The organism is Amycolatopsis roodepoortensis, from assembly GCF_014873915.1.
GTDB lineage: Bacteria > Actinomycetota > Actinomycetes > Mycobacteriales > Pseudonocardiaceae > Amycolatopsis > Amycolatopsis roodepoortensis.
This window is the reverse complement of record NZ_JADBEJ010000001.1, coordinates 1110284-1131367: the sequence shown is the minus strand read 5'-3', so window position 1 is coordinate 1131367 and position 21084 is coordinate 1110284. Positions and strand designations below refer to the sequence as shown.

Below are 21084 nucleotides of genomic sequence, written 5' to 3'. Positions count from 1 at the left end.
CGGTAGGAGGCCGGGCGAGCACGGCGGGATGAAATCCGGATGAAACCCGGAACGGTCATTCCTGGCTGAGCGCCACCCAGTTCAGTTTCTCCTGTTCTCGTTTCGGCAGGCCCGCGACGACGAGGTCGTAGGAGTCCTCGATCATCTCCCGCACGAAGTCGTCGGTCAGCGAGCCGTCCAGCTCGACGGTGTTCCAATGTCGTTTGTTCAGGTGGTACCCCGGGATGATCGCCGGATGCTCGGCGCGCAGCCGGACCGCCAGATCGGGCTCGCATTTGAGACTGATCCGCAGCGGCTTCGCCTTCAGCGGACCGAGCGCGAAGACCTTGCCCGCGACCTTGAACACGTTGATGTCCTCGCCGAACGGGAACTCCTCCCGGGCGCCGGGGAGGCCTAGGCAGAGCTTCGCGAGCGCGGCAGGTTTCATGGCGTTCAGGCTAACCGCGCCCACCGACAGAAACCTGTCCTGTCCGGGTCGTTGACCGGCCGTCGGTGATTCATTGACGATGAGTGGAGCCGACTGGGTGGAGGCGAACCGACATGCGCGTGAAGTATCTCGCCATCGCGGGAATCCTGGCGCTGGGCCTGGTGCCGGGCGCCGCGACGGCCCAGGTGGAGGGCACGGCCACCAGCGGCTGGGTGGGCACCTGGGCGGCGGCGCCCGCGGCCGGGGTGGCCGGCACCGACAACGGGTATCCGAACTTCTCGATCCGCAACATCGTGCACACCAGCGCCGGCGGGCGCGAGGTCCGCGTGCGCCTGTCCAACGCCTTCGGCCGGACACCGGTGCTGTTCGGGCGGGTGACCGTCGCGGTCGCCGCGGGCCCGGACACCCCGCAGGCCGTGCCCGGCACGATGCGCACGCTGACCTTCGGCGGGGATCGCGAGGTCACCGTGCCGCCCGGTGCCGACGTCGTCAGCGACGGCGCGGCGCTGACCGTGCCGAGGGACGGCGACCTCCTGGTGACCACGTACACCCCGGAGCCGTCGGGTCCGGTCACCTACCACCCGCTGGCGATGCAGAACTCGTACTTCACCCGGAACGGCGACAAGGCGGCCGACGAGTCGGCGGCCGCGTTCCCGGAGAAGACCGCGGTCTGGCACTACGTGTCCGGAGTGGACGTCCGCGGCGCCGGGTTGCGGGGCAGTGTCGTGGCGATCGGCGATTCGATCACCGACGGGGCGTATTCGACCTGGGGCGCGAACCTGCGCTGGCCCGATCAGCTCGCCGACAAGATCAGCGCGCGGCTCGGCGTGCTCAACGCCGGGATCAGCGGGAACCGGCTGTTGCTCGACGGTGGCAACTACGGGGTCAACGCGCTCGCCAGGCTCGACCGGGACGTCCTGAACCAGTCCGGCGTGCGGACCGCGATCGTGTTCGAAGGCATCAACGACATCCAGCAGACCCCGCACCAAGCCGATCCGAACAAGATCATCTCGGCGCTGAAACAGATCGCCACCAGGGCGCACGACCGCGGGCTGCGGGTGCTGGGCGCGACGATCACGCCGTGGAAGGGCTGGGGTTCGTACACGCCGCAACTCGAAGAGACCAGGCAGGCGGTGAACCGGTTCATCCGGACCAGCAGGATCTTCGACGGCCACATCGACTTCGACGCGGCGATCCGCGATCCCGCCGACCCGCAGCGGATGAAACCCGAGTACGACTCCGGCGATCACCTCCATCCCGGTGACAAGGGCTTCACCGCCATGGCGGACGCCGTCCCGCTGCACCGCCTCCGGCACGAATAAGGGCTGCGCCAGGCGGTTCCGTGGGGCACGATGAACCGATGGCGAGCGACAGCGGTATCCGGGAGACGGCGCGGCTGGTCCGGTTCGCCGAACACGAAGCGCGCGCCGAAACGCTCCGCGCCCAGCTCGCGGATCTCCACGGAACGATCCGGCTGGCGAAACGGACGTCGAACCTGTTCCGGGCGCGGACGGCGACCACCACACCGGGGCTGGACGTCTCGGGATTCACGCATGTCCTCGACGTCGATCCGCTGGCACGCACGGCCGACGTCGAAGGCATGGTCACCTACGAGCAACTCGTGGACGCGACCCTCCCCCACGGGCTGATGCCGCTGGTCGTGCCCCAGCTCAAGACGATCACGCTCGGCGGCGCGGTCACCGGTCTCGGCATCGAGTCGTCGTCGTTCCGCAACGGGCTCGTGCACGAGTCGGTGCTGGAGATGGAGCTGCTCACCGGCGACGGCAGGATCGTCGTCGCGCGGCCCGACAACGAGCACAGCGACCTGTTCCACGGCTTCCCGAACTCGTACGGGACGCTCGGCTACGCGCTGCGGCTGAAGATCGAACTGGAGCCGGTCAAACCGTATGTGCGGCTCCACCACGTCCGGTACGAGAACACCGAGGAGTACTTCGCAGCGCTCGGCGAGGCATGCCGTGACGGATCGGCCGACTTCGTGGACGGCACGGTCTTCGGGCCGGGCGAGCAGTACCTGACCCTGGGCACGTTCACCACCTCGGCGCCCGCGACCAGCGATTACACCTGGCTCGACATCTACTACAAGTCGATCCGCTCCCGCGAGACCGACCATCTGAGCGTCCGTGACTACCTGTGGCGCTGGGACACGGACTGGTTCTGGTGCTCGCGGGCATTCGGCGTGCAGCACCGGCTCCCCCGGCTGTTGCTGGGCAGGCGGCTGCTGCGGTCGTCGGTCTATTGGAAGGTCGTGGCGCTCGACCGCCGGTTCGGGATCGCCGCGAAACTGCTCAAACTGCGCGGGCTTCCCCCGGAAGAGACCATCGTCCAGGACATCGAAGTGCCGCTGTCGCGGGCCGCGGAGTTCCTGGACTTCTTCCGCCGCGAGATCCCGATCAGCCCGGTGTGGATCTGCCCGCTGAAGCAGCGGCCGGGCGGCGTGAACTCCCCGCTGTACGAACTGGACCCGGAAACGCTGTACGTCAACTTCGGGTTCTGGTCCGCGGTCCCGCTGGACCCCGGCGAGGCTCCGGATACGCACAATCGGCTGATCGAGGCCGAAGTGACCCGGCTCGGCGGGCGGAAGTCGCTGTATTCCGACAGTTTCTATACCGAAGACGAGTTCTGGCGGCTGTACAACGGCGACGCCTACCGGAAACTGAAGACGGCCTACGACCCCGACGGCCGCCTGCTCGACCTGTACGCGAAATGCGTGCGGCGGCGGTGACCCGGGCCGGAAGAAGAGAGACGACCATGGCTGAGACGACGACCGTCGGCGAGATCTTCGAGCGGTTGCTCGGCCCGAGCACCGAAGTGTCCATCACCGCCTACGACGGCAGCACGAGCGGGCCCGCCGGCACACCCGTGTCGATCCAAGTGCGGTCGCCGCTGGCGTTGACGTACCTGATGTCGTCGCCAGGCGACCTCGGGCTCGCGCGTGCCTACGTCGCCGGCGCCATCGATGTCGACGGCGACCTCTACACGGCGTTGCGCGCGCTCGTTTCCCAGGTCGACCAGCTCAGCGCCGCCGACCGGTTGTGGCTGCTGCGCAAACTCGGCCCCACGCATCTGCGCCGCGTCGCCCCGCCCGCCGAAGAACTGCCGAGCCGCCTCAAGCGCACCGTCGACGGGCTGCGGCACTCGAAAGCGCGGGACAGCAGCGCGATCTCCAACCACTACGACGTCTCGAACCGGTTCTACGAACTGGTGCTCGGGCCGTCGATGGCCTACACCTGCGCCGCGTATCCGTCTGCCGACGCCTCGCTGGAAGAGGCGCAGGCGCACAAATTCGACCTGGTGTGCCGGAAACTCGGCCTCCGGCCGGGGATGCGGCTACTGGACGTCGGCTGCGGCTGGGGCGGGATGGTCGAGCACGCCGTCGCGAACTACGGCGTCGAGGCGCTGGGCGTCACCCTTTCGCGCGAGCAGGCGCAATGGGCGCAGAAGGACATCGTGACCAAGGGGCTCGCGGACAAGGCCGAAGTACGGCATCTCGACTATCGCGACGTCACCGAAACGGGTTTCGACGCGGTGTCGTCGATCGGGCTCACCGAGCATATCGGCGCCCGCAATCTCCCGTCGTACTTCCGTTTCCTCGCCGGGAAACTGAAGCCGCACGGGCGGTTGCTGAACCACTGCATCACCAACCCGGACACCTCCGTCGCGCACCGGTCGCGCGGGTTCATCGACCGGTACGTCTTCCCCGACGGCGAACTGGAGGCGGTCGGGGAGATCACCACCGCGATGCACGACAGCGGGCTCGAGGTGCGGCATTCGGAGAACCTCCGCGAGCACTACGCCACCACCCTCGGCGCGTGGTGTGCCAACCTCGACGCGAACTGGGACGCGGCCGTCGCCGAAGCGGGCGCCGGGCGGAGCCGCGTCTGGGCGCTGTACATGGCCGCTTGCCGCCTCGCCTTCGAGCGGCGGGAAATCGAACTGCACCAGGTGCTCGGGGTGAAGGTCGGTCCGGACGGCGACTCGGGCATGCCGCTGCGGCCGGACTGGGGCGTTTAGCGGACTCAATGCCGGAAGGCCTCGGCGAGCCACCACGAGCCGCCGTCGTCGGCGATCTTGGCGTCGACGACGAGCGGTGCGTCCTTTGGTCCGTTGAGCCATTCCTTGACCGCTGCCAGGTCTTCGACCGACCGCACGGTGATCCCGGCGCAGCCGAAACCGCGGCCGATCGCCGCGATATCGGTGTCGGGGAACCGGACCGTGGTCATGTCCGCGTCGCCGAAATGGTGGATCTCGGCGCCGTACGCCGCGTCGTTGTACACGATGACGACGAGCGGGATTTGGAGCCGCACGGCGGTTTCCAGCTCGGAGACGGCCATGTGGAAGCCGCCGTCACCGACTCCGAGCACCGGCAGCCTGTCCGGGCGGGCCAGCGCCGCGCCGATCGCCGTTCCGAGACCGAGCCCGATACTTTGGAACGCCTGGGTGAAGCAGAAGCCGTTCTCGTCGGGGACGGACAGGTACGCGCTCGGGTAGCCCATGAAGTTGCCGGAGTCGACCGAGACGACGCGTTCGGCGGGCAGGATCTCGTCGAGACGGCGGCTGAGCGTGCGCGGATCGATCCTCCCGTCGCCGGATAGGTCGTTATACGGCACGTCGTTCCATCGCGTGCCGGTTGGTTGTCTCCGGGCGCGGTGGCCGCCTTTTGCGAGTTCGGCGTGCACGTCCACGGCCGTGCTGGTGACGTCGCCGACGACGCCGAGGTCGATCGGCCGGTGTGCGCCGAGCGCCGCCTGTTCGACGTCGACCTGGACCAGCCGCGCGTCCGGGCCGAGCAACGTGCCGTGCCGGGTGGTCCACATGTTCAGCGCGCAGCCCCAGCCGATCACGAGGTCGGCGTCCTTGATGAGATCCGCCGCCCGCGGCGACGAAAAACCGCCCGCGATCCCGATCGAGAAGGGATCGCCGTGGAAGAGGCCGTGCGCCACCGCCGAAGTCGCCAGCAGCGCGCCGGACACTTCCGCGAGCGCCTTGAGGGGTGTGGCACTCGCCCGTGCACCGCGACCGGCGATGAACACCGGCCGCCGCGCTTCGACGAGGAGGCCGGCCAGCTTCGCCACCGCCTCGGCGTCGGGCCGGATCGGTGCCGGACCGGGGACCTTCGGGATTCCGACCGCCTCGGGCGCTTCCTGGGCTTGGACGTCGAGTGGCAGATTGAGCAGGACGGTCCGCCGCTGCTGCACCGCCGTCCGATAGGCGCGGACGGAGTCGGCGACCGCGGTGCGCGCGCTGTGTACACGCTCCGGCACGGCGCCGACGGCGGCCGCGAGCGCGTCCTGGTCCACCCGGAAGTTCGACAGCACGGACGACGCCGAGGTGTCGCCGGCCAGGACGATCATCGGGGTCCGGCTCTTGGCGGCCTCGGTGACCCCGGTGAGCGCGTTGGTCAGCCCGCAACCCTGATGGACACTCAGCACCGACACGCGGCCGCTCATCCGCGCGAACGCGTCGGCCATACTCGCCGCGCCGCCCTCGTGCCGCGCCGCGACGAACCGCACCCCACCGGAGCGTAATCCGTTGGTGGCCTCGAAATTGCCGCTGCCCACCACCCCGAACGCCGCGCCCACCCCGAGTTCCGCCAGCGTGCGGCCGACCAGCTCCGCGACGTTCATGCCCGTTCGACCAGCGCGTACACCCTGGCGGGGCTGCCGGAACCGCCGACGATCGGAAGCGGGCTGACCACCAGCAGCGATCCGGTGGGCGGCAGGCTCGCGAGGTTCCGCAACTGGGTCAGGCCGTGCTTTCCCGCGCCCAGAAGGAGTTCGTGGCAGGGGAAGGCCGGTTCGAGTGCCAGCGCCTGCCCCGCGTCGGTGCCCACGGTCTCCACCCCGAACCCGGTGATCGGCGCCTCCTCCGCGAGCCAGCGGGCGCACTCCGCCGAGACGCCCGGCGAATGCGGACCGTTCTCGTCGTTGTTGAGGAAGGCCTTCTGGTCGTGTGAACGGGCGTCCCAGCCAGTGCGGTAGAGCAGCCAGCCACCGTCGGGCAGCGGCCCGTTCACGCGCTCCCATTCACGGATGTCTTCTATGGAAAGCAGGAAGTCCGGGTCTTCGGCCGCGCGGGCTGTCGCGTCGAGCACCACAGCCGGGGCGACCAGCGTGCGCAGCGGCACCTCGGAGACGTCGTGGCCGTCCTTTCCCGACACCCAGTGCACAGGAACGTCGAGGTGGGTGCCGGTGTGCTCGCCGGTGTGGATGTTGTTCCAGTACCAGCGCGGCCCGCGTTCGTCGTAACGGCTGATCTCCTCCAGGCCGAACGGGATCGTGTTCGCGAACGGCTCCGGCAACTGGAGGATCGGGGTGCTCGCGCTCAGCGGGGCGGTGAGGTCGACGACCTCGATCGTGCCCGCGGTGATCGCGGTGTTCAGCTGGGCCAACAACGACATGCGTGCCTCCCGGGGTGACTGCGGCGTCCTGGGTCACCTTAGGCGGGTTTCGGGTTTGATGGTCGTCGGAGACGTCGCTCACGCTGAGGAGGAGATCGATGGTCGAGGTGGCACTGCGGCCGGTCGAGGATCGTGACCTCGACCGGTTGTTCGAGCTGATGCGTGACCCCGAGTCGGTCCGGATGGCCGCGTTCATCGCCAGGGACCCCGACGATCGCGATGCGTTCGACCTGCACATGGCGCGGCTGAGGACTTCTCCGGATCTCATCGTGCGTGCGGTGACGGGCGACGGCCGGTTCCTCGGCACCATCGGCAGGTTCTTCGTGGAGGGCGACGCTGAGATCACCTACTGGATCGACCGTTCGGTTTGGGGCCGGGGAATCGCCAGCCGAGCCCTCGCGCTCTTTTTGGACATGGTCGAGGTCCGGCCTTTGTACGCGCGCACCGCTAGCGACAATCTCGGGTCGCTTCGGGTCCTGCAGAAGGCGGGCTTCAGTGTCATCGGCACCGAGACGGCCTACGCGTCCGCGAGGGGTGCAGAGATCGAAGAAACCGTGCTGCGCCTTGACCCTTGAGGGCAGGCCAATTCGATTCGCCGTTTCTTTCAATAAACTTCTGCCACTCCTGAGCCAGCTGATCCCGCCATTGCCTGTGACAACAGGTGCCAGACGACATCGGGTTCGTGTTGCGACCTGGCGATCGTTTCGATCGACAGATGATGGTTGGTACAAAACAGGCGGTAGTTGACACCAAGCTCCGAGGTACCGCGCTCCGTTGAACGATGACTGATGACTGTGACCGTGAGCGCCAGGTGGCCGGGTGAACGTCCTCTATGGCCGCTGGGGCCATATCTCGCTATGTATGTTGCTGCCTGTTGGCGGGTTGCAGCCTCGTCGCCGGCCTCGACGCTCGGTGCTTGACACGGGCCATGATACGTCGGTGCACAGTGAAGAGTTGGTGTCAGTGGAGTTGGCAGGCGACGAGCGCGAGGTGCTGCGTTAGGGAATGGCTGTGTGGGGTGGCCCCGCGAGCTGCACTGAAGCGCTCGCGGTGGCGATGGGCTTCAAGAGCGTGGCGGATCTTTTGAAGGACGGGCGTCGGCTTCGGGCAGCACTAGCCGCCAGCGAGCCGTTGAGCCCCCAGGACTGGCGACGAGTGATGGCAGCTACGGAAGTGGTGTTCGCCAGCGAGGTGTTCGGCTCTGGCCTTGATTGGTCGATCACGACAGGCTTCTCGGACGAGCAGACGATCAAGATCCTGCGGCGGTTGCAACGAACGATCGGCCGCACGCTCCACAGCGCACTCCATCGTCTCGATGGTTGAACGCCTTAGTGGTAGTAACTGTGCCAACTACCTTCTGGCGATGCCAACTGTCACGTGCCATCCATGTCCAGAACGAGAAATCAATTCTCAAACAATCTTCATATTCGCACGCATGTTCGATTACTGGTATTCTTGCGGGGTGTCCAGCCAACGCATCCTCGAACCGCCACAGGAGCTGTGGCGTGCCGGTGCGCGCGAGCTCGCGCACGGCGTGGTCGAGCGATTGTCGGTGGCACGACAGGCGTTGGCGGAGGTCGGACAGTACCTGGTCGAGATCGAATCGCGCGGCCCGATGGAACTCTTCGGACACGGATCGACAGCGGGCTGGTTCGCCGAAACCGCCCGCATCACCCCGAAAGAAGCCAGCGACACCGTGACCCGCGCGCTGGCGGTGAACGAGAGCCGCAACCTCGACGGCACCCCCGCACCCGCCTTCGCACCCCTCGCCGGAGCCGCCGCCGCGGAAGGCGACCTCGGGCACCAGCAACTCGACCCCATCCTCACCGTGCTGAAGAAAATCCCCGCCGACGTCTCCGCCGAGGACCGGACCGGCGCGGAACAGATCCTGGTGAACCTGGCCCGCCACGCCGGCCCCCAGGAGATCACCAACGTCGGCGCCGACCTCCTGGCACACCTGGACCCCGATGGGAACGAGCCGAAGGACGAGGACCTCAAACCACCCTCACGCGAGGTCCATCTCCGGAAACGCGACGACGGCTGGTGGCGGCTCAACGGCCTGCTGGACCCCGAATTCGGAGCCCGGGTCAACGCGTTGTTCGACACCTGGGGACAACGAAGACCCATCGATGAGGACGGCAACCGCGACCCGCGCACCCCCGGCGAACGTCACGGTGACGCGCTCTTCGACGCCATCCACTACGCCATGACCAACGACAAGGCGCCCACCCTGTCCGGAGACCGCACCACCGTCGTCGTCACCATCCCTCTGGCAACCCTGACCTCCGGGCTCGGAGCGGCCTGCGTGGACGAGGTTTCGCAGATCACCGCACGACACGCGCGGATGCTGGCCTGCGACGCGAAAATCATCCCCGCGGTCCTCGATTCCGAGAGCGAACCCCTCGACATCGGCCGCGCCACCCGCAGCGTCACCCCCGCCCAACGACGAGCGCTGAACCTCCGCGACCACGGCTGCGCCTTCCCCGGCTGCCACCGCAAACCCAAACACTGCGAGGCCCACCATGTTCTCCCGTGGGGCCAACTCGGCGACACCGACCTGAACAACCTCTGCCTACTCTGCCGCTACCACCACATGGTCATCCACGGCCAATCCGGCTGGAAAGTCCAAATCACCAACGGACGACCCGAATTCATCCCACCCCAATACCTCGACCCGCTACAAACACCCCGCCACAACCACCGCTGAAACCGAAGAGCCCGCCGCACCACCGGCGACGGGCCCTTCGGCATGCCCACGTTCAGTCGAACGTCCTCCGACAGGCCCGCCAGCCGCTTCCCGAGGTCGACAGGCCGTCATGTGCGTTGTCGCGATAGATGGCCAGAAGCTGGATAGGAACATTCGTACTGAGCGAGCCAATGATCCTCTTCCGGCCTTCCTGCTGTATCGCCGGCGGCGGCCTGTCGATCACGTCGGATCCTTGGTACTCCGTCAGCGACGGTGTCGGTGCTTGGCAATGCGCTGGACCGCATTCGCGGATCTCAGCCCACCGACGCGTCCGCTCGAAGTCATCACGCTCACCGCGCCCCGGCTCAGTCCACCATCACCAGATCCAGCCCCACCAACCGTTCCCGATCCGCGATGACGTCGATCTCGCTGATCTTCCCGTCCACGAAGGCGAACGCGAGCACCACCGAAGGCCGTCCCTCGTCGGCCATCACGAGGCCGATGCCGCCGTTCACCAGCGCGAGCTGAGTGACCGCCGCCCGCACCGACGCAGCCGCCGCACCACGAGCCACCACATTGGCGCCCCGCAGGAAGATCGGCTCGCGCGAGGGGCCTGCCGCCTTGTCGGCGCGGAGGACGACGTCGGGGTGCAGGAGTTCGAGGAGCGCCGCGAAGTCGCCGCCGCGGGCGGCGGTCAGGTAGGCGTCGACGACTTGGCGCCGTCGCGCGACGTCCGGTTCCGTCGCGACGGAACGGCCCTGGACGCGGCGCCGGGCGCGGCTCGCGAGTTGCCGGGCGGCGGCCGGGGTGCGGTCGATCAGCGGGGCGATCTCGTCGAATGGCACCGCGAACATGTCGTGCAGGACGAACGCGAGCCGTTCGGCCGGCGCGAGTGTGTCCAGGACGACCAGCATCGCCAGCCCGACCGAGTCGGCGAGCACCGCGTCGGCGGCGGGATCTGCCGAGACGTCGATCGATTCGGCGAGCCGGTCGTCGAGCGGTTCTTCCCGCCGGTGATCGCGCGAGCGCAGCACGTTCAGGCACACCCGCGCCACCACCGTGGTCAGCCAGCCGCCGAGGTTCTCGATCTCCGCCGCGTCGGTGCGGTCGAGCCGCAGCCACGTCTCCTGCACGGCGTCTTCGGCCTCGCTGACCGAACCCAGCATCCGGTACGCCACCGCCCGCAGCCTGGTCCGGTGTTCCTCGAAACGTTCAGTCAGCCGATCCACGGCTCATATCTAACAGCCACCGAGGTCGTCGGCGAACCGCACACCCGAGGACCGGTACGACGCGGCCCGTTCCGCGGCTGCCTGCGGTGTCAGGACCTCGTTCTTCGCGTAGTAGACCCAGTCGACCTGTTCGAGGTAGGTGCTCGTGCCACCGCTGTGCTGTGTGAGGTCGATGAACCACTGGTTGAAGTTCAGGGACATGTTCTGTCGCGGGTACACGTCGAACGGTCCGCTCCGGTCGTGGTCGGCCACCAGCGCGCCGTCGATGTAGTACCGCACATGGCCGTCGGACACGGTCGCGACGACGGAATGCCAGCCGTCGATGCTGCGGCGCTGGCTGTCGCTCTTGTTCTCGGCGTACCACGGATCCGGCGTGTAGGTGTGCCAGCTGGTCTGGAAGTTCACCGGGCCCGCCTCGCCCCAGCCGCCGTTGGGCAGGTACTCCGAGAAGTCCAGCTCGCTGTAGATCGGGTCGTTGTCGTAGCGGAGCGGGCTGATGGTGAAGAACGTCTGGTTGATCCGGTCGCCGTCCGGGCCCGACACCGGCGCGTCGGAGAAGCGGATCCGCGCCGCGTAGGTCCCCTCGAAGAACCGCCGGTCGGGTTGCATGATCTCGGTCTGTGTCGTGCCCGCGGGCGTGCCGTCAGTCGTCGACGCGAGTTGCAGCACCTTGTCCCCGTCGGACGTGGGGAAGGTGATGCCCTCCGGAGCCCAGCGCGCACCGCCGACGCCGGGGCCGCCGGCGCCGGAGCGCACCTGCCAGCCGTGCTGGGCGAGGAGCCCGTCGGTGTGAGAGCCGTAGTGGAAGTCGTCGAACAGCGCCCCGCAACCGGCCGTTCCCGAAGCGGCGCCCGGCGCCAGAGCCAGTGCGGTGACCGACAAGGCCGCGACCGCGGCGGCGCGGAACTTCCCTGTGTTCGACATCGTCGTCTCCTTTACCACTGGTCAGTTTCTTTCCACCGTCACCCGGTGAAGTGGTAAAGTCAATAGGTCTAGACAACTTGTCCACCAGCCAATTCACGCCGCCCACTGGGTAGGCTGTGGTCATGCGGCGAACAGAGGTCAAGGACCGGCTACGCCAGCTCATCGAGCGGCGTCAGCCGGGCGAGGTCCTGCCGTCGGAGCGTGCGCTGAGCAGTGAGATCGGCGTCTCGCGTCCCACCCTGCGGGCCGCGATCGACGAGCTGGAGCGCGACGGTCTCGTGGTGCGCGAGCACGGCCGCGGCACCTTCACCGCTCCGCGCAAGATCTCCCAGGACCTCGTTCCCGCCACCGGTGGCGAGCAGTTCGCTCCGCCTGCCGAGGGCCACTGGACCAGCAGGGTGATCGAGTTCGCCACCACTCCGGCAGGCGCCCGGCTCGGCAAGCGGCTCGAGGTCTCGCCCGGTCACACACTGGTCGCCGTCACCCGCGTCCGCGTCGTCGAAGAGGCGCCGATGGCGATCGAACGGATCCTGGTCCCCCGGGACATCGTGCCGGACATCACGGCCGCGGGCTTCGAGTCCGGCTCGTTTTACGAGCTGCTCCGTTCACGGTACGAGGTCGTTCCCGCGACGGCCGTGCAGATCATCGAGCCGACGGTCACCGACGCCGACGAATCCGGGCTGCTCGGCGTGCCGCTGCACTCCCCCGCGCTGCTGTTCGAGCGCACCACGCGCGACGCGGGCGGCCGCGTGATCGAGTACACCCGCTCCATTTACCGGGGCGACCGCTACCGGATCACCTCGCATCTGAAGTTCGACCACACCTCCGGCTGACTCCGGCGCGCCGGGACCGTCCATCCGGGAGTCCGTGCGAGACTCCCGGGCGATGTACACCCCGTCCGATCTCGCCGACCTGCTCGAATGCGAGCACCGCAGCCTCCTGAACCAGGCGCTGGCCGCCGGCCTCCCGGGAGCGCCGCGGCCGGGCTCCGAGCCGGATCAGCTGGCGGTCACGCACGGGCGCGCGCACGAGGCCGCGACGCTGGACAAGCTGCGCGGCGAGCGGAGCGCCGTCGTCGAGATCGACGAACGCGACCCGGTCGTCGCCGCGAAGGCCACCGAAGAGGCGCTACGGGCGGGTGCGCCGGTGATCTACCAGGCGGTCTTCCACGATGGTGAGTTCTCCGGCCGCGCCGACTTCCTGATGCGGGACGACGAAGGCCGCTACGAGGTCTACGACACGAAGCTGGCCAGGCACGCTAAGCCCGCCGCGGTCGTCCAGCTGACCGCGTACGCCGACGCGCTGCGCCGGGCAGGCTGGCCCGCCGGCCCGCGGATGCATCTGCTGCTGGGCGATCACAGCACGCGTTCGTTCCGCGTCGACGACTTCCTTCCGCTGGTGGACCGGCTCCGCGCCCGGCTCGAGAACCGGCCGCCGACCCTGCCCGTGCAGCTGTGGGCCGACGAACGGCCCGCGTGCGGCGGCTGCCCGTACGCCGCGCACTGCGCGAGCGCCCGCGAAGCCGACCGCGACCTTTCGCTGGTCGCGGGGATGCGCGGTGACCAGCGGCGCAAACTCGTCGCCGCGGGCCTCGGCACCATCGACGCGCTCGCGGCCGCCACACCCGAAGACCGGCCGCGCGACATCTCGGCGACGTCGTTCACCACGCTGCGCGCCCAGGCCGCGATCCAGGTCCGGCAGGACGACACCGGGCAGATCGCCTACGAGGTCATCGATCCGGACGCGCTGGCCGAGCTCCCGCCGCCCGCCCCCGGCGACGTCTTCTTCGACATGGAAGGCGACCCGTACGCCTTGGCGGGCGAAGGGCTCGAATACCTCTTCGGCGCGGTGACCGCCGAAGAGGGCACGAAGTTCACGCCGTTCTGGGCGCACAACCGGTCGCAGGAGAAGCGGGCCTTCGAGGAGTTCGTCGACTTCGCCACCGCGAGGCTCGCCGAGCATCCCGGCTCGCACGTCTACCACTACGCCCCGTACGAGGTGACAGCGATCAAGCGGCTCGCCGCCGTGCACGGGACCCGCGAGGACGCCGTCGACCACCTGCTGCGCAGCGGCGGCCTGGTGGACCTGTATTCCGTGGTGCGCAAGGCACTCCGGGTCTCGCAGCGGTCGTATTCGATCAAGTACCTCGAACCGCTCTACATGCCCGAAGCCCGCGACGGCGACGTCAAGACGGCGGTTTCGAGCATCGAGGCCTACGAGGAGTACCTGACGCTCACGGCCTCCGGCGAGACCGAGCACGCGGACGAGGTGCTGCGCGGGATCAGCGACTACAACGAATACGACTGCGTCTCCACGCTGCGGCTTTTCGAATTCCTCCATAAAGTCCGTGTGGAGGAAGGGATCGCGCTCGCCGAGCCGCCCGAAGAGTCCGATGTGGACACTCTGCTCCGCCAGACCGAAGAGGACGTCGCCGCCCAGAAACGTGCCGAACGCGCCGCACAGCTGGCCGCGCTGGTCGACCCGCTGCTGGACGGGGTGCCCGACGACCCCGCAGAGTTCACCGGCGAGGATCGTGCCCGCGCGCTGCTGGCCGCGTCCGTCGGCTACCACCGTCGCGAGACGAACCCCGCGTGGTGGGAGTACTTCCGCCAGCTCGCCGCCCCGCTCGGCGATCTGGAGACCGACAACGCCTGCACCGTCCCGATCTCGCTGGAAGCCGGGGAATGGGTGCCGCCTTCGGGCCGGGTCCGGAAGGCGAAGCGCTCGCTCGTGCTCCGCTGCGACCCGGACCGGCCGCATCCCTTCGCCCCCGGCGACGACGTCCGCCTGCGGTACGGGGCGGCCGCGCGGGACGCGAAGGTCGTCTCGGCCACCGCCGTCGAGCTGACGCTGGAAGAGAGCTGCCCGCCCGACGAGACCACCGCCGACCGGCCGGTCGCGGTGCTGCCCGGGAGCCCGGTCCGGCCCTCCCCGAAGGACGACGCGGTCGCGGATCTCGCCCGTCTCGTCGTCGACACGCTGCCGGTGCTGCCCGCGCATCCCGGCGTCGACCTGCTCCGGCGCTCGACGCCGCGGCTGCGCGACGACCGCAACCTGCCCGAGCCCGGCTCGGACCTGGTGAGCACGGTGATCGAGGCCGTCGAGGCGCTCGACGGCTCCACGCTCGCCGTGCAGGGCCCGCCCGGCGCGGGCAAGACCTACCTGGCGGGCAGGCTGATCGCGAAACTCGTGCGCGCGGGCAAGACGATCGCCGTCACCTCGACCAGCCACAAGGCCGTGGAGAACGTGCTGTCCGCCGCGCTCAAGAACGCGCCCGACCTGCCGTGCGCCAAACGCGCCAAGCGCACCCCGGATCCGGCGGCGCCGTGGGAGCAGCCGAAGACCAACCCGGCACTGGTGAAATGGCGCGAAGAGCACGGCACCGGCCATCTGGTCGGCGGAACGGCCTGGACGTTCGCGAACGCCGCGATCCGGGAAGAGCCCTTCGACCTGCTGATCATCGACGAGGCGGGCCAGTTCGCCCTCGCCGACGCGCTCGCGGTGTCGATGTGCGCCAAGAATCTCCTGCTGCTGGGCGATCCGCAGCAGTTGCCGCAGGTCGTCCAGGGGACGCATCCCGCGGGCGCCGAAGCTTCCGCGCTCGGGCACCTGATCGGCGAGGCCGACATCATCCCGGGTGAGCTCGGGTACTTCCTCGACGAGACCCGCCGGATGCATCCGGCCGTCTGCAAGCCCGTGTCGCGGCTGTCCTACGCGGGCCGCCTGCACTCGCATCCCTCGGCCGCCGAGCGGGCGATCGACGGCGTCGAGGCGGGCCTGTACCTCGCCGAGGTCGACCACCACGGCAACACGACACGATCGGTCGAGGAGGCCGAGGCCGTCACCGCCCTCGTCGCCGAACTCCACGACCGCGCCTGGACCGATCACGGCGAGCCCCGGCCGCTCGGCGACGAGGACATCCTGGTCGTGGCGCCGTACAACCTGCAGGCCAGGGTCGTGGCCCGCGCGCTGGACCAGGCCGGTCACCCCGGCGTCCGGGTGGGCACCGTGGACCGGTTCCAGGGGCAGGAGGCGCCGGTGGTGATCACCACGATGACCTCGTCCTCGGCGGTCGATCTGCCGCGTGGCCTGGACTTCCTGCTCTCCCGCAACCGGCTCAACGTGGCGCTCTCGCGGGCGCAGGCGCTCGCGATCGTGGTCTGCTCGCCGCGGCTGGTCGAAGCCGACATCCGTACGGTCGACCAGATGCGGCTGGTTTCGGGCATGCTCGGGTTGATGACCGAAGCCGTGCCGTGGCACGCAGGACGGAGTGGACGATGACCGAGAACAAACCGGACAAGGAAATCCTCGACGCCGAGATCGTCGAAGAGACCCCGACCGCGCCCGTCGAGGTCCCGGAGCCGGATTACAGCGAGGGCGGCGTGCCCTCGTTCGACCACGTGCGGGACCGCATCGAGCAGCGCTACACGACGTCGCTGGGCTCGACCGAGCTCGCCGGCCTCGGCGGCAAGGAAGACGTCGCGTCGCTGGACAAGAAGATCGCCGACCGGGACAAGGCCGCCAAGGACAAGCTGGCCGAAATCCGCCGCGCGATGCGGGAGCAGTGAGCTAACCCCAATGCGGTGAACCGGCCTTCACCGCGATGGCCCGCGCCTTCCGGTGGTGCTCGGCGGCCGCTTCCCGCCGGTCGAGGGCGGTGGCCAGCTCGCCTAGGTAGTACGCGACCGGACGGAGGGTGAGCATCCCGCTCCCGGCACCGGCGATCTCTCCTTCGGCGGGCAGGAGCTCGGCGTAGAGGCTTTCCATCGTGGCCCGGTCGCCGAGTTCGATCGCGACGACGGCGTGCAGACAGGTGCGGGCCTCGAACAGCAGGTCCCGTGGCGAATCCGGGATCGGGAGCACCGGGCGGCACCAGCTTTCGTAAGCGCCGTAGTCGTCCTCCAGTGCCTCCGGCGGCAAACCACGCTGGATCCGGTCGCAGTACAGGGCGAGCGCGAGGATCCCGTTGTCCACACCGGACATGGCGGTTCCCGCGAGCCCCGCCGCCGCGGCGCGATAGGCGGCTTCCCCGCCGGGGCCGGTAATCGCGGTCCGCATCGCGCGATACCACCGGGTGAACACGCCGACGAGCGGCAGGCCGTAGCGCTCCCCGAGCTCGTCCGCCGACGCGGCATGCCGGTCCGCGGCGGCGAAATCCGCGAGCGCGCTCTTCGCCTGCAGGAGCACGAGATGCCCGAGCACCTCGAACGTCACGAGCCCGTGCCGCGCGGCGAGGTCGACCAGTTCGGCCCCGATCGCGGCCCGCTCCGGGGCGAGACCGGCGCGGTCGAAGGACTGCAGGAACCGGGCGTTGAGCGCGAACGCCAGCAGAGCCGGATCTTCCAGCGTCCGCGCGATCGTCTCGGCTTCCCGGGCCGCCTCGCGCGCCCGCTGGCCGCCCGCGTTCCGCGTTTCGACAGCGAGGGTGGCCAGCAGGCGGCACCGCTCGGCCACGCGTTCGCCGGGCAAGGCGGCGAGGGTGCGCTCGACGGTTTCCGCAATCCGGGACGCCAATTCCCAGTCGTCGCTTTCGGTCCAGCTGGCGGGGACGTCGAAGGCACCGATCACCCGTGCGGTCAGCAGGGGATCGTCCAGCTTTTCCGCCAGTTCCAACGCTTCGGCCCGATGCCGCCGCGACTGGCCGAGCCCGCCGGCGACGGCCGAAGCGCGGGCCTTGCCCATGATCAGCTCCAGCCGCTTCGCCGTGTTCGAGGCGCCGGAGCGGTCGTACGCAGTGAGTGCGGCGTCCCACAGTCGCGCCGCTTCCATTGGTGCGAAACGACTTTCGGCGCGTTCGGCGGCGGCCTGCGCGTAACGCGCGGCACGGTCGTCGTGCTCCTCCGACAGGAGGAAATGGTGCGCCAGGGTGTCGACGTCGTCCGGGCGGAGCTCTTCCAGCGTCTCGGCGATCTCGCCGTGTTCGCGGGCGCGCCGCGAACGGGAGAGATCGTGGTAGAGCGTGTCCCGCACGAGCGCGTGCGCGAACCGGAACCGGCGCGGCGCCCGCTCGGTCAGGAATCCGCGCCGGACCGCGATCTCGGCGGCGTCGAGCGCGGTCTTCCCCACCAGGGCTTCGAGCACGTCCAGATCGACGTCCGTCCCGATCACCGCCGCGCGCCGGACCACGCCGCCGACGTCATCCGGCAGTGCGTCCACCCGGTGCCGGACGACGTCACGAACGCCAGGCGGCACCGCGTCCAAGGCGGCCGAACCCTCGGTGGCCAGCAGGCGGGCGAGTTCGCGGACGAAGAACGCGTTTCCGCCGGTGCGCCGATGGAGTACCGCGGCGGTTTCCGGGGCGATCTCTTCCCCGGTCGTGGCGCGGACCAGGCCGGCGACTTCGCTCTCGGGCAGGCCGCCGAGATAGATCCGCGCCGGCTCGTGGCGGGCGGCCTTGGCAAGGAAGTCCGTCAGCCGGGCGGGCGGGTCGATGCCGCGATAGGTCGCGATGATCGACACCGGCTCGGCCAGCACGGAGGTCAGCAGTGCCAAGGTCTCTTCGCCCGCCCAGTGCAGGTCGTCGAGGACGAGCAGGAGCGGCGCCGCGCCGGACAGATGAGACGCGACGGCGCGATGCCACCGCCAGCGGGCGGCCAGTGGGTCTTCGGTCCCCGGCTCCACCGTCGGCGCCGGCCCGTACCCGGCTTCGGCGAGTGTGGCCAGGATCCGCGTCCAGGCGTAGGCCGGTGGCGCGCCCTCGTCGTCGGGATCGCTCCCCCAGGCCGTGGTCCAGCCCCGCGCGGCGAGACGGGCGGAGAACGCCTCGGCGAGCGCGGTCTTCCCCACCCCGGCGTCGCCGGAGACGAGGACCAGCCGCGACCGCGTCACGGCTTCTTCGAGCTCGGCGAGCTCCGCGTCGCGTCCGACCAGCGGCCGCTCGGCGATCTCGGGCGCGGACGGCTCCAGGCGGGGCGCTTGCGCCAGGATGTCGGCCTCCAGGTCCCGCAGGCCCGCGCTCGGATCGATGCCGAGTTCGTCGGCGAGGTGTTCGCGCGTCGTGCGCAACACCGCCAGCGCGTCACCCTGCCTCCCGGAGCGATACAGCGCGAGCGCCAGTAGCCGGGAACCGTTCTCCCGCAACGGATGTTCGCGGACCAGCGGTTCCAGCGCCGGGACCGCCTCGGCGGCGCGCCCGAGCGCGAGGAGCGCCTCGGCACGGAGTTCCCCCGCCAGCGAACGGAGTTCGGTCAACCGGGAGAGTTCGCCGACCGCCCAGCCTTCCTCGGCGAACTCGGCGTACGCGGGACCACGCCAAAGCGCGAGCGCACTGTCCACTCGCGACAGTGCCGCGTCCGGCCGCCGGGCGTCGAGCAGTTCACGGGCCGCGGCGACCGCGTCCTCGAAGTCCCAAGCGTCGACGGAATCGGCACGCAAGGCATATCCGCGGGCGACCGTGACGAGCAGCCGCGCTGGCTCACGGGGCGCGCGATGCGGCTCCAGCGCCCGGCGCAAGGCCCCGACGAACGTCTGCACGGCGCCGACCGCGCCCTCGGGCGGGCGCTCCCAGAGGTCGTCGACCAGGCGTTCCACCGGCACGACCCGGCCGCGGGCGATCAGCAACCTGGCCAGCACCGCGCGGTGCCGAGGCCCCTTGAGCCCGACCTCACCGCCGTCGTCCTCGGCCACGAGGGGGCCGAGCACCCCGAACCGCATCGTCACCTCCTCGCCTCGACGGTGATCATCGTGCCCCGGCCGCTCGGTCGCCGCTGACCGGGTGCTGATCCGGGCCGGGGACGCTGACGATCGTCACTGAACGACCAGGAAGGTACCCATGCGCATCACCGGATTCGACTACCAGCGTGTGCCCGTCGCGGACGGTGTGGCGGTCAACGTCGCCGTCGCCGGGACCGGCAGTCCGATCGTGCTGCTGCACGGTTTCCCCGAGACCCACCTCATGTGGCGGCACGTCGCGGCGGATCTCGCGGCCGACCACACCGTCCTCTGCCCTGACCTGCGAGGATACGGCGAAAGCGACAAGCCCGCCGACACCGGCGAGACCTACTCGAAGCGTTCGATGGCGGCCGACGTCGTCGCCGTCGCGAAGGCCTTCGGTCACGACCGGTTCGCCCTCGCCGGGCACGACCGGGGCGCGCTGGTGGCGCTGCGGGCGGGCCTCGACCACCCGGACAAGGTGAGCCATCTCGCGATCCTCGACGTGCTGCCGACGCTGGACATGTGGGACGTCATGCACGGCACCTCGGCCGCGGTGGGCTTCCACCTCTACCTGATGGCCCAGCCGCCCGGCCTGCCCGAGCAGCTGATCGGCGCCGCGCCCGACGCGTTCTTCGGTCACTTCCTCGACGCGTGGACCCAGCGCGGCGACGCGATCCCCGCCGACGTCCGGGTCGCGTACCTGGAGGCGTCACGGAACGCGGTGCCCTCGATCGTCGCCGACTACCGCGCGTCGGCGGGCATCGACGTCGAGCACGACCAGGCGGATCGCGCCGCGGGCAACCGGCTCACGATGCCGCTCACCGTGCTGCAGCAGGACTGGGGTGCCGCACTGGGTTACGACGCCGTCGCGCTCTGGCAGGCGTGGGCGACGGATCTGGACCACCGGACGGTGACGTCGGGGCACTTCATGGCCGAGGAATCACCGGCGGAGGTGGTGAAGGCGCTGCGGGACCTGCTCACGCGCTAGGCAGAAAGGCCGTGGCTCCGACAGGGCCACGGCCCCTATCGTCAGCGCATGCCCAAGCTCTTTCCGGTGGTGGAATCCTTGCCACACGACTATTCGTCGTTCGACCTGTGGCCGTTTCGCGGCTACGACGGCGAGTGGATCCCCCTGCACCGCGAAGTGCCCTCCGACGACGTGGGCGCGGTCGTGCTCTCCCTGCTCGGGCACAGCACGAGCGGCGAGCTCGCCCGGCCCGACCTCGTGACCGCGTTCGACGAGCTGGTGCGGCTCGAGCGCACCTTCCTCCCCGGCGGCCTTCAGCTCGAGGCCGACGGCATCGCCGTGACTCCAGGTTGCTGCGCCGACCTGACCGACTGGCCGGACTGGTACGGGCTGCCGGACGGGGAGGCACCCGACCTCGGGCATGGGCCGGGGTCGGTGTTCGAGTTCGACGGCGAGATCATCCGGTTCTGGCCGGACGCGGACGACGAGGACTGGGGATCCCCCGAAGGACGGCGGCTGGAGGTCCGGCGTCAGGACATCCCCGGCCTCCTCCAGAGCGTGGATCAAGACCTCGCCGGGTTCATCGACGCGCTCCGGGCATGGGTGCGGAACCTCGAGCCGTCCCGCGCGGATCCGGTGGTCGCCGCCGTGAGTGGCTACTTGCGCGTCGGAAAGTGTCCATCGACGTGAGCCGAACGGCGCAATCCGGACCGCTGCCCGCGTCAATCCGGGTTTAACGCTCGTTACGACGGGTATCGGGAGTCGGCACGACGAACGAGG

At 69.5% G+C, this 21084-nt stretch carries 18 protein-coding genes; 11 read left to right on the top strand and 7 right to left on the bottom strand.

The window, feature by feature from the left end:
- Positions 1-55: 55 nt before the first annotated feature.
- Positions 56-427 (bottom strand): MmcQ/YjbR family DNA-binding protein, encoded by a 372-nt coding sequence (locus H4W30_RS05350; RefSeq protein ID WP_192741754.1) that lies wholly within the window; start codon positions 425-427, stop codon positions 56-58.
- 113 nt (positions 428-540) lie between these two features.
- On the opposite strand from H4W30_RS05350, the gene H4W30_RS05345 reads away from it, so the two are divergent.
- From H4W30_RS05345 to H4W30_RS05335, 3 genes are read left to right on the top strand one after another with little or no spacing between them, the layout of a single operon-like run.
- Positions 541-1749: an SGNH/GDSL hydrolase family protein gene (locus H4W30_RS05345; protein WP_192741753.1), complete on the top strand. Its 1209-nt coding sequence runs from the start codon at positions 541-543 to the stop codon at positions 1747-1749.
- Between the two features lie 38 nt (positions 1750-1787).
- Positions 1788-3170, top strand: a complete 1383-nt coding sequence (locus H4W30_RS05340) for an FAD-binding oxidoreductase (protein WP_192741752.1) — start codon at positions 1788-1790, stop codon at positions 3168-3170.
- A gap of 26 nt (positions 3171-3196) precedes the next feature.
- Complete coding sequence (locus tag H4W30_RS05335; protein WP_192741751.1) at positions 3197-4459, top strand: class I SAM-dependent methyltransferase; 1263 nt, start codon at positions 3197-3199, stop codon at positions 4457-4459.
- A gap of 5 nt (positions 4460-4464) precedes the next feature.
- Here the strand turns inward: H4W30_RS05335 and H4W30_RS05330 are convergent, their stop codons facing one another.
- Entirely contained in the window at positions 4465-6072 is a 1608-nt protein-coding gene (locus H4W30_RS05330) for a thiamine pyrophosphate-binding protein (RefSeq protein ID WP_192741750.1), read from the bottom strand.
- Entirely contained in the window at positions 6069-6845 is a 777-nt protein-coding gene (locus tag H4W30_RS05325) for a cyclase family protein (RefSeq protein ID WP_192741749.1), read from the bottom strand. Before H4W30_RS05325 ends, H4W30_RS05330 begins: the two co-directional genes overlap by 4 nt.
- A 98-nt stretch (positions 6846-6943) precedes the next feature.
- On the opposite strand from H4W30_RS05325, the gene H4W30_RS05320 reads away from it, so the two are divergent.
- The 3 genes from H4W30_RS05320 (at position 6944) to H4W30_RS05310 (ending at position 9552) form a co-directional block, all read left to right on the top strand.
- Positions 6944-7420: a GNAT family N-acetyltransferase gene (locus tag H4W30_RS05320; RefSeq protein ID WP_192741748.1), complete on the top strand. Its 477-nt coding sequence runs from the start codon at positions 6944-6946 to the stop codon at positions 7418-7420.
- Between the two features lie 430 nt (positions 7421-7850).
- Positions 7851-8168, top strand: a complete 318-nt coding sequence (locus H4W30_RS05315) for a hypothetical protein (RefSeq protein WP_225948775.1) — start codon at positions 7851-7853, stop codon at positions 8166-8168.
- Between the two features lie 139 nt (positions 8169-8307).
- The gene (locus tag H4W30_RS05310) at positions 8308-9552 is read left to right on the top strand and encodes an HNH endonuclease signature motif containing protein (protein ID WP_192741747.1); all 1245 of its coding nucleotides are present in this window, start codon (positions 8308-8310) and stop codon (positions 9550-9552) included.
- A gap of 52 nt (positions 9553-9604) precedes the next feature.
- On the opposite strand, the gene H4W30_RS05305 is transcribed toward H4W30_RS05310, so the two are convergent.
- The 3 genes from H4W30_RS05305 to H4W30_RS05295 form a co-directional block, all read right to left on the bottom strand.
- Positions 9605-9775 carry a hypothetical protein gene (locus H4W30_RS05305; protein ID WP_192741746.1) on the bottom strand — a complete coding sequence of 57 codons (171 nt, stop codon included), beginning with the start codon at positions 9773-9775 and terminating at the stop codon, positions 9605-9607.
- A gap of 121 nt (positions 9776-9896) precedes the next feature.
- Positions 9897-10760: a sigma-70 family RNA polymerase sigma factor gene (locus H4W30_RS05300; protein ID WP_192741745.1), complete on the bottom strand. Its 864-nt coding sequence runs from the start codon at positions 10758-10760 to the stop codon at positions 9897-9899.
- A gap of 9 nt (positions 10761-10769) precedes the next feature.
- Positions 10770-11684: a glycoside hydrolase family 16 protein gene (locus H4W30_RS05295; protein WP_192741744.1), complete on the bottom strand. Its 915-nt coding sequence runs from the start codon at positions 11682-11684 to the stop codon at positions 10770-10772.
- Between the two features lie 122 nt (positions 11685-11806).
- On the opposite strand from H4W30_RS05295, the gene H4W30_RS05290 reads away from it, so the two are divergent.
- Genes H4W30_RS05290 through H4W30_RS05280 form a run of 3 tightly spaced genes read left to right on the top strand, consistent with a single transcriptional unit; the run spans position 11807 to position 16252 of the window.
- A complete protein-coding gene (locus H4W30_RS05290; RefSeq protein ID WP_192741743.1) occupies positions 11807-12517 on the top strand; it encodes a GntR family transcriptional regulator in 711 nt (236 codons plus the stop codon).
- A 52-nt stretch (positions 12518-12569) separates the two neighbouring features.
- Complete coding sequence (locus tag H4W30_RS05285; RefSeq protein WP_192741742.1) at positions 12570-15965, top strand: TM0106 family RecB-like putative nuclease; 3396 nt, start codon at positions 12570-12572, stop codon at positions 15963-15965.
- The gene (locus H4W30_RS05280; protein ID WP_125684924.1) at positions 15962-16252 is read left to right on the top strand and encodes a hypothetical protein; all 291 of its coding nucleotides are present in this window, start codon (positions 15962-15964) and stop codon (positions 16250-16252) included. Before H4W30_RS05285 ends, H4W30_RS05280 begins: the two co-directional genes overlap by 4 nt.
- A gap of 1 nt (position 16253) precedes the next feature.
- Here the strand turns inward: H4W30_RS05280 and H4W30_RS05275 are convergent, their stop codons facing one another.
- Entirely contained in the window at positions 16254-19337 is a 3084-nt protein-coding gene (locus H4W30_RS05275; protein ID WP_192741741.1) for a BTAD domain-containing putative transcriptional regulator, read from the bottom strand.
- A gap of 118 nt (positions 19338-19455) precedes the next feature.
- On the opposite strand from H4W30_RS05275, the gene H4W30_RS05270 reads away from it, so the two are divergent.
- Together H4W30_RS05270 and H4W30_RS05265 are read left to right on the top strand one after the other, a co-directional pair.
- The gene (locus H4W30_RS05270; protein ID WP_192741740.1) at positions 19456-20325 is read left to right on the top strand and encodes an alpha/beta fold hydrolase; all 870 of its coding nucleotides are present in this window, start codon (positions 19456-19458) and stop codon (positions 20323-20325) included.
- Positions 20326-20373: 48 nt separating this feature from the next.
- On the top strand, positions 20374-20994 hold the full coding sequence (locus tag H4W30_RS05265; RefSeq protein WP_192741739.1) for a hypothetical protein: 621 nt from the start codon (positions 20374-20376) through the stop codon (positions 20992-20994).
- Positions 20995-21084 lie beyond the last annotated feature (90 nt).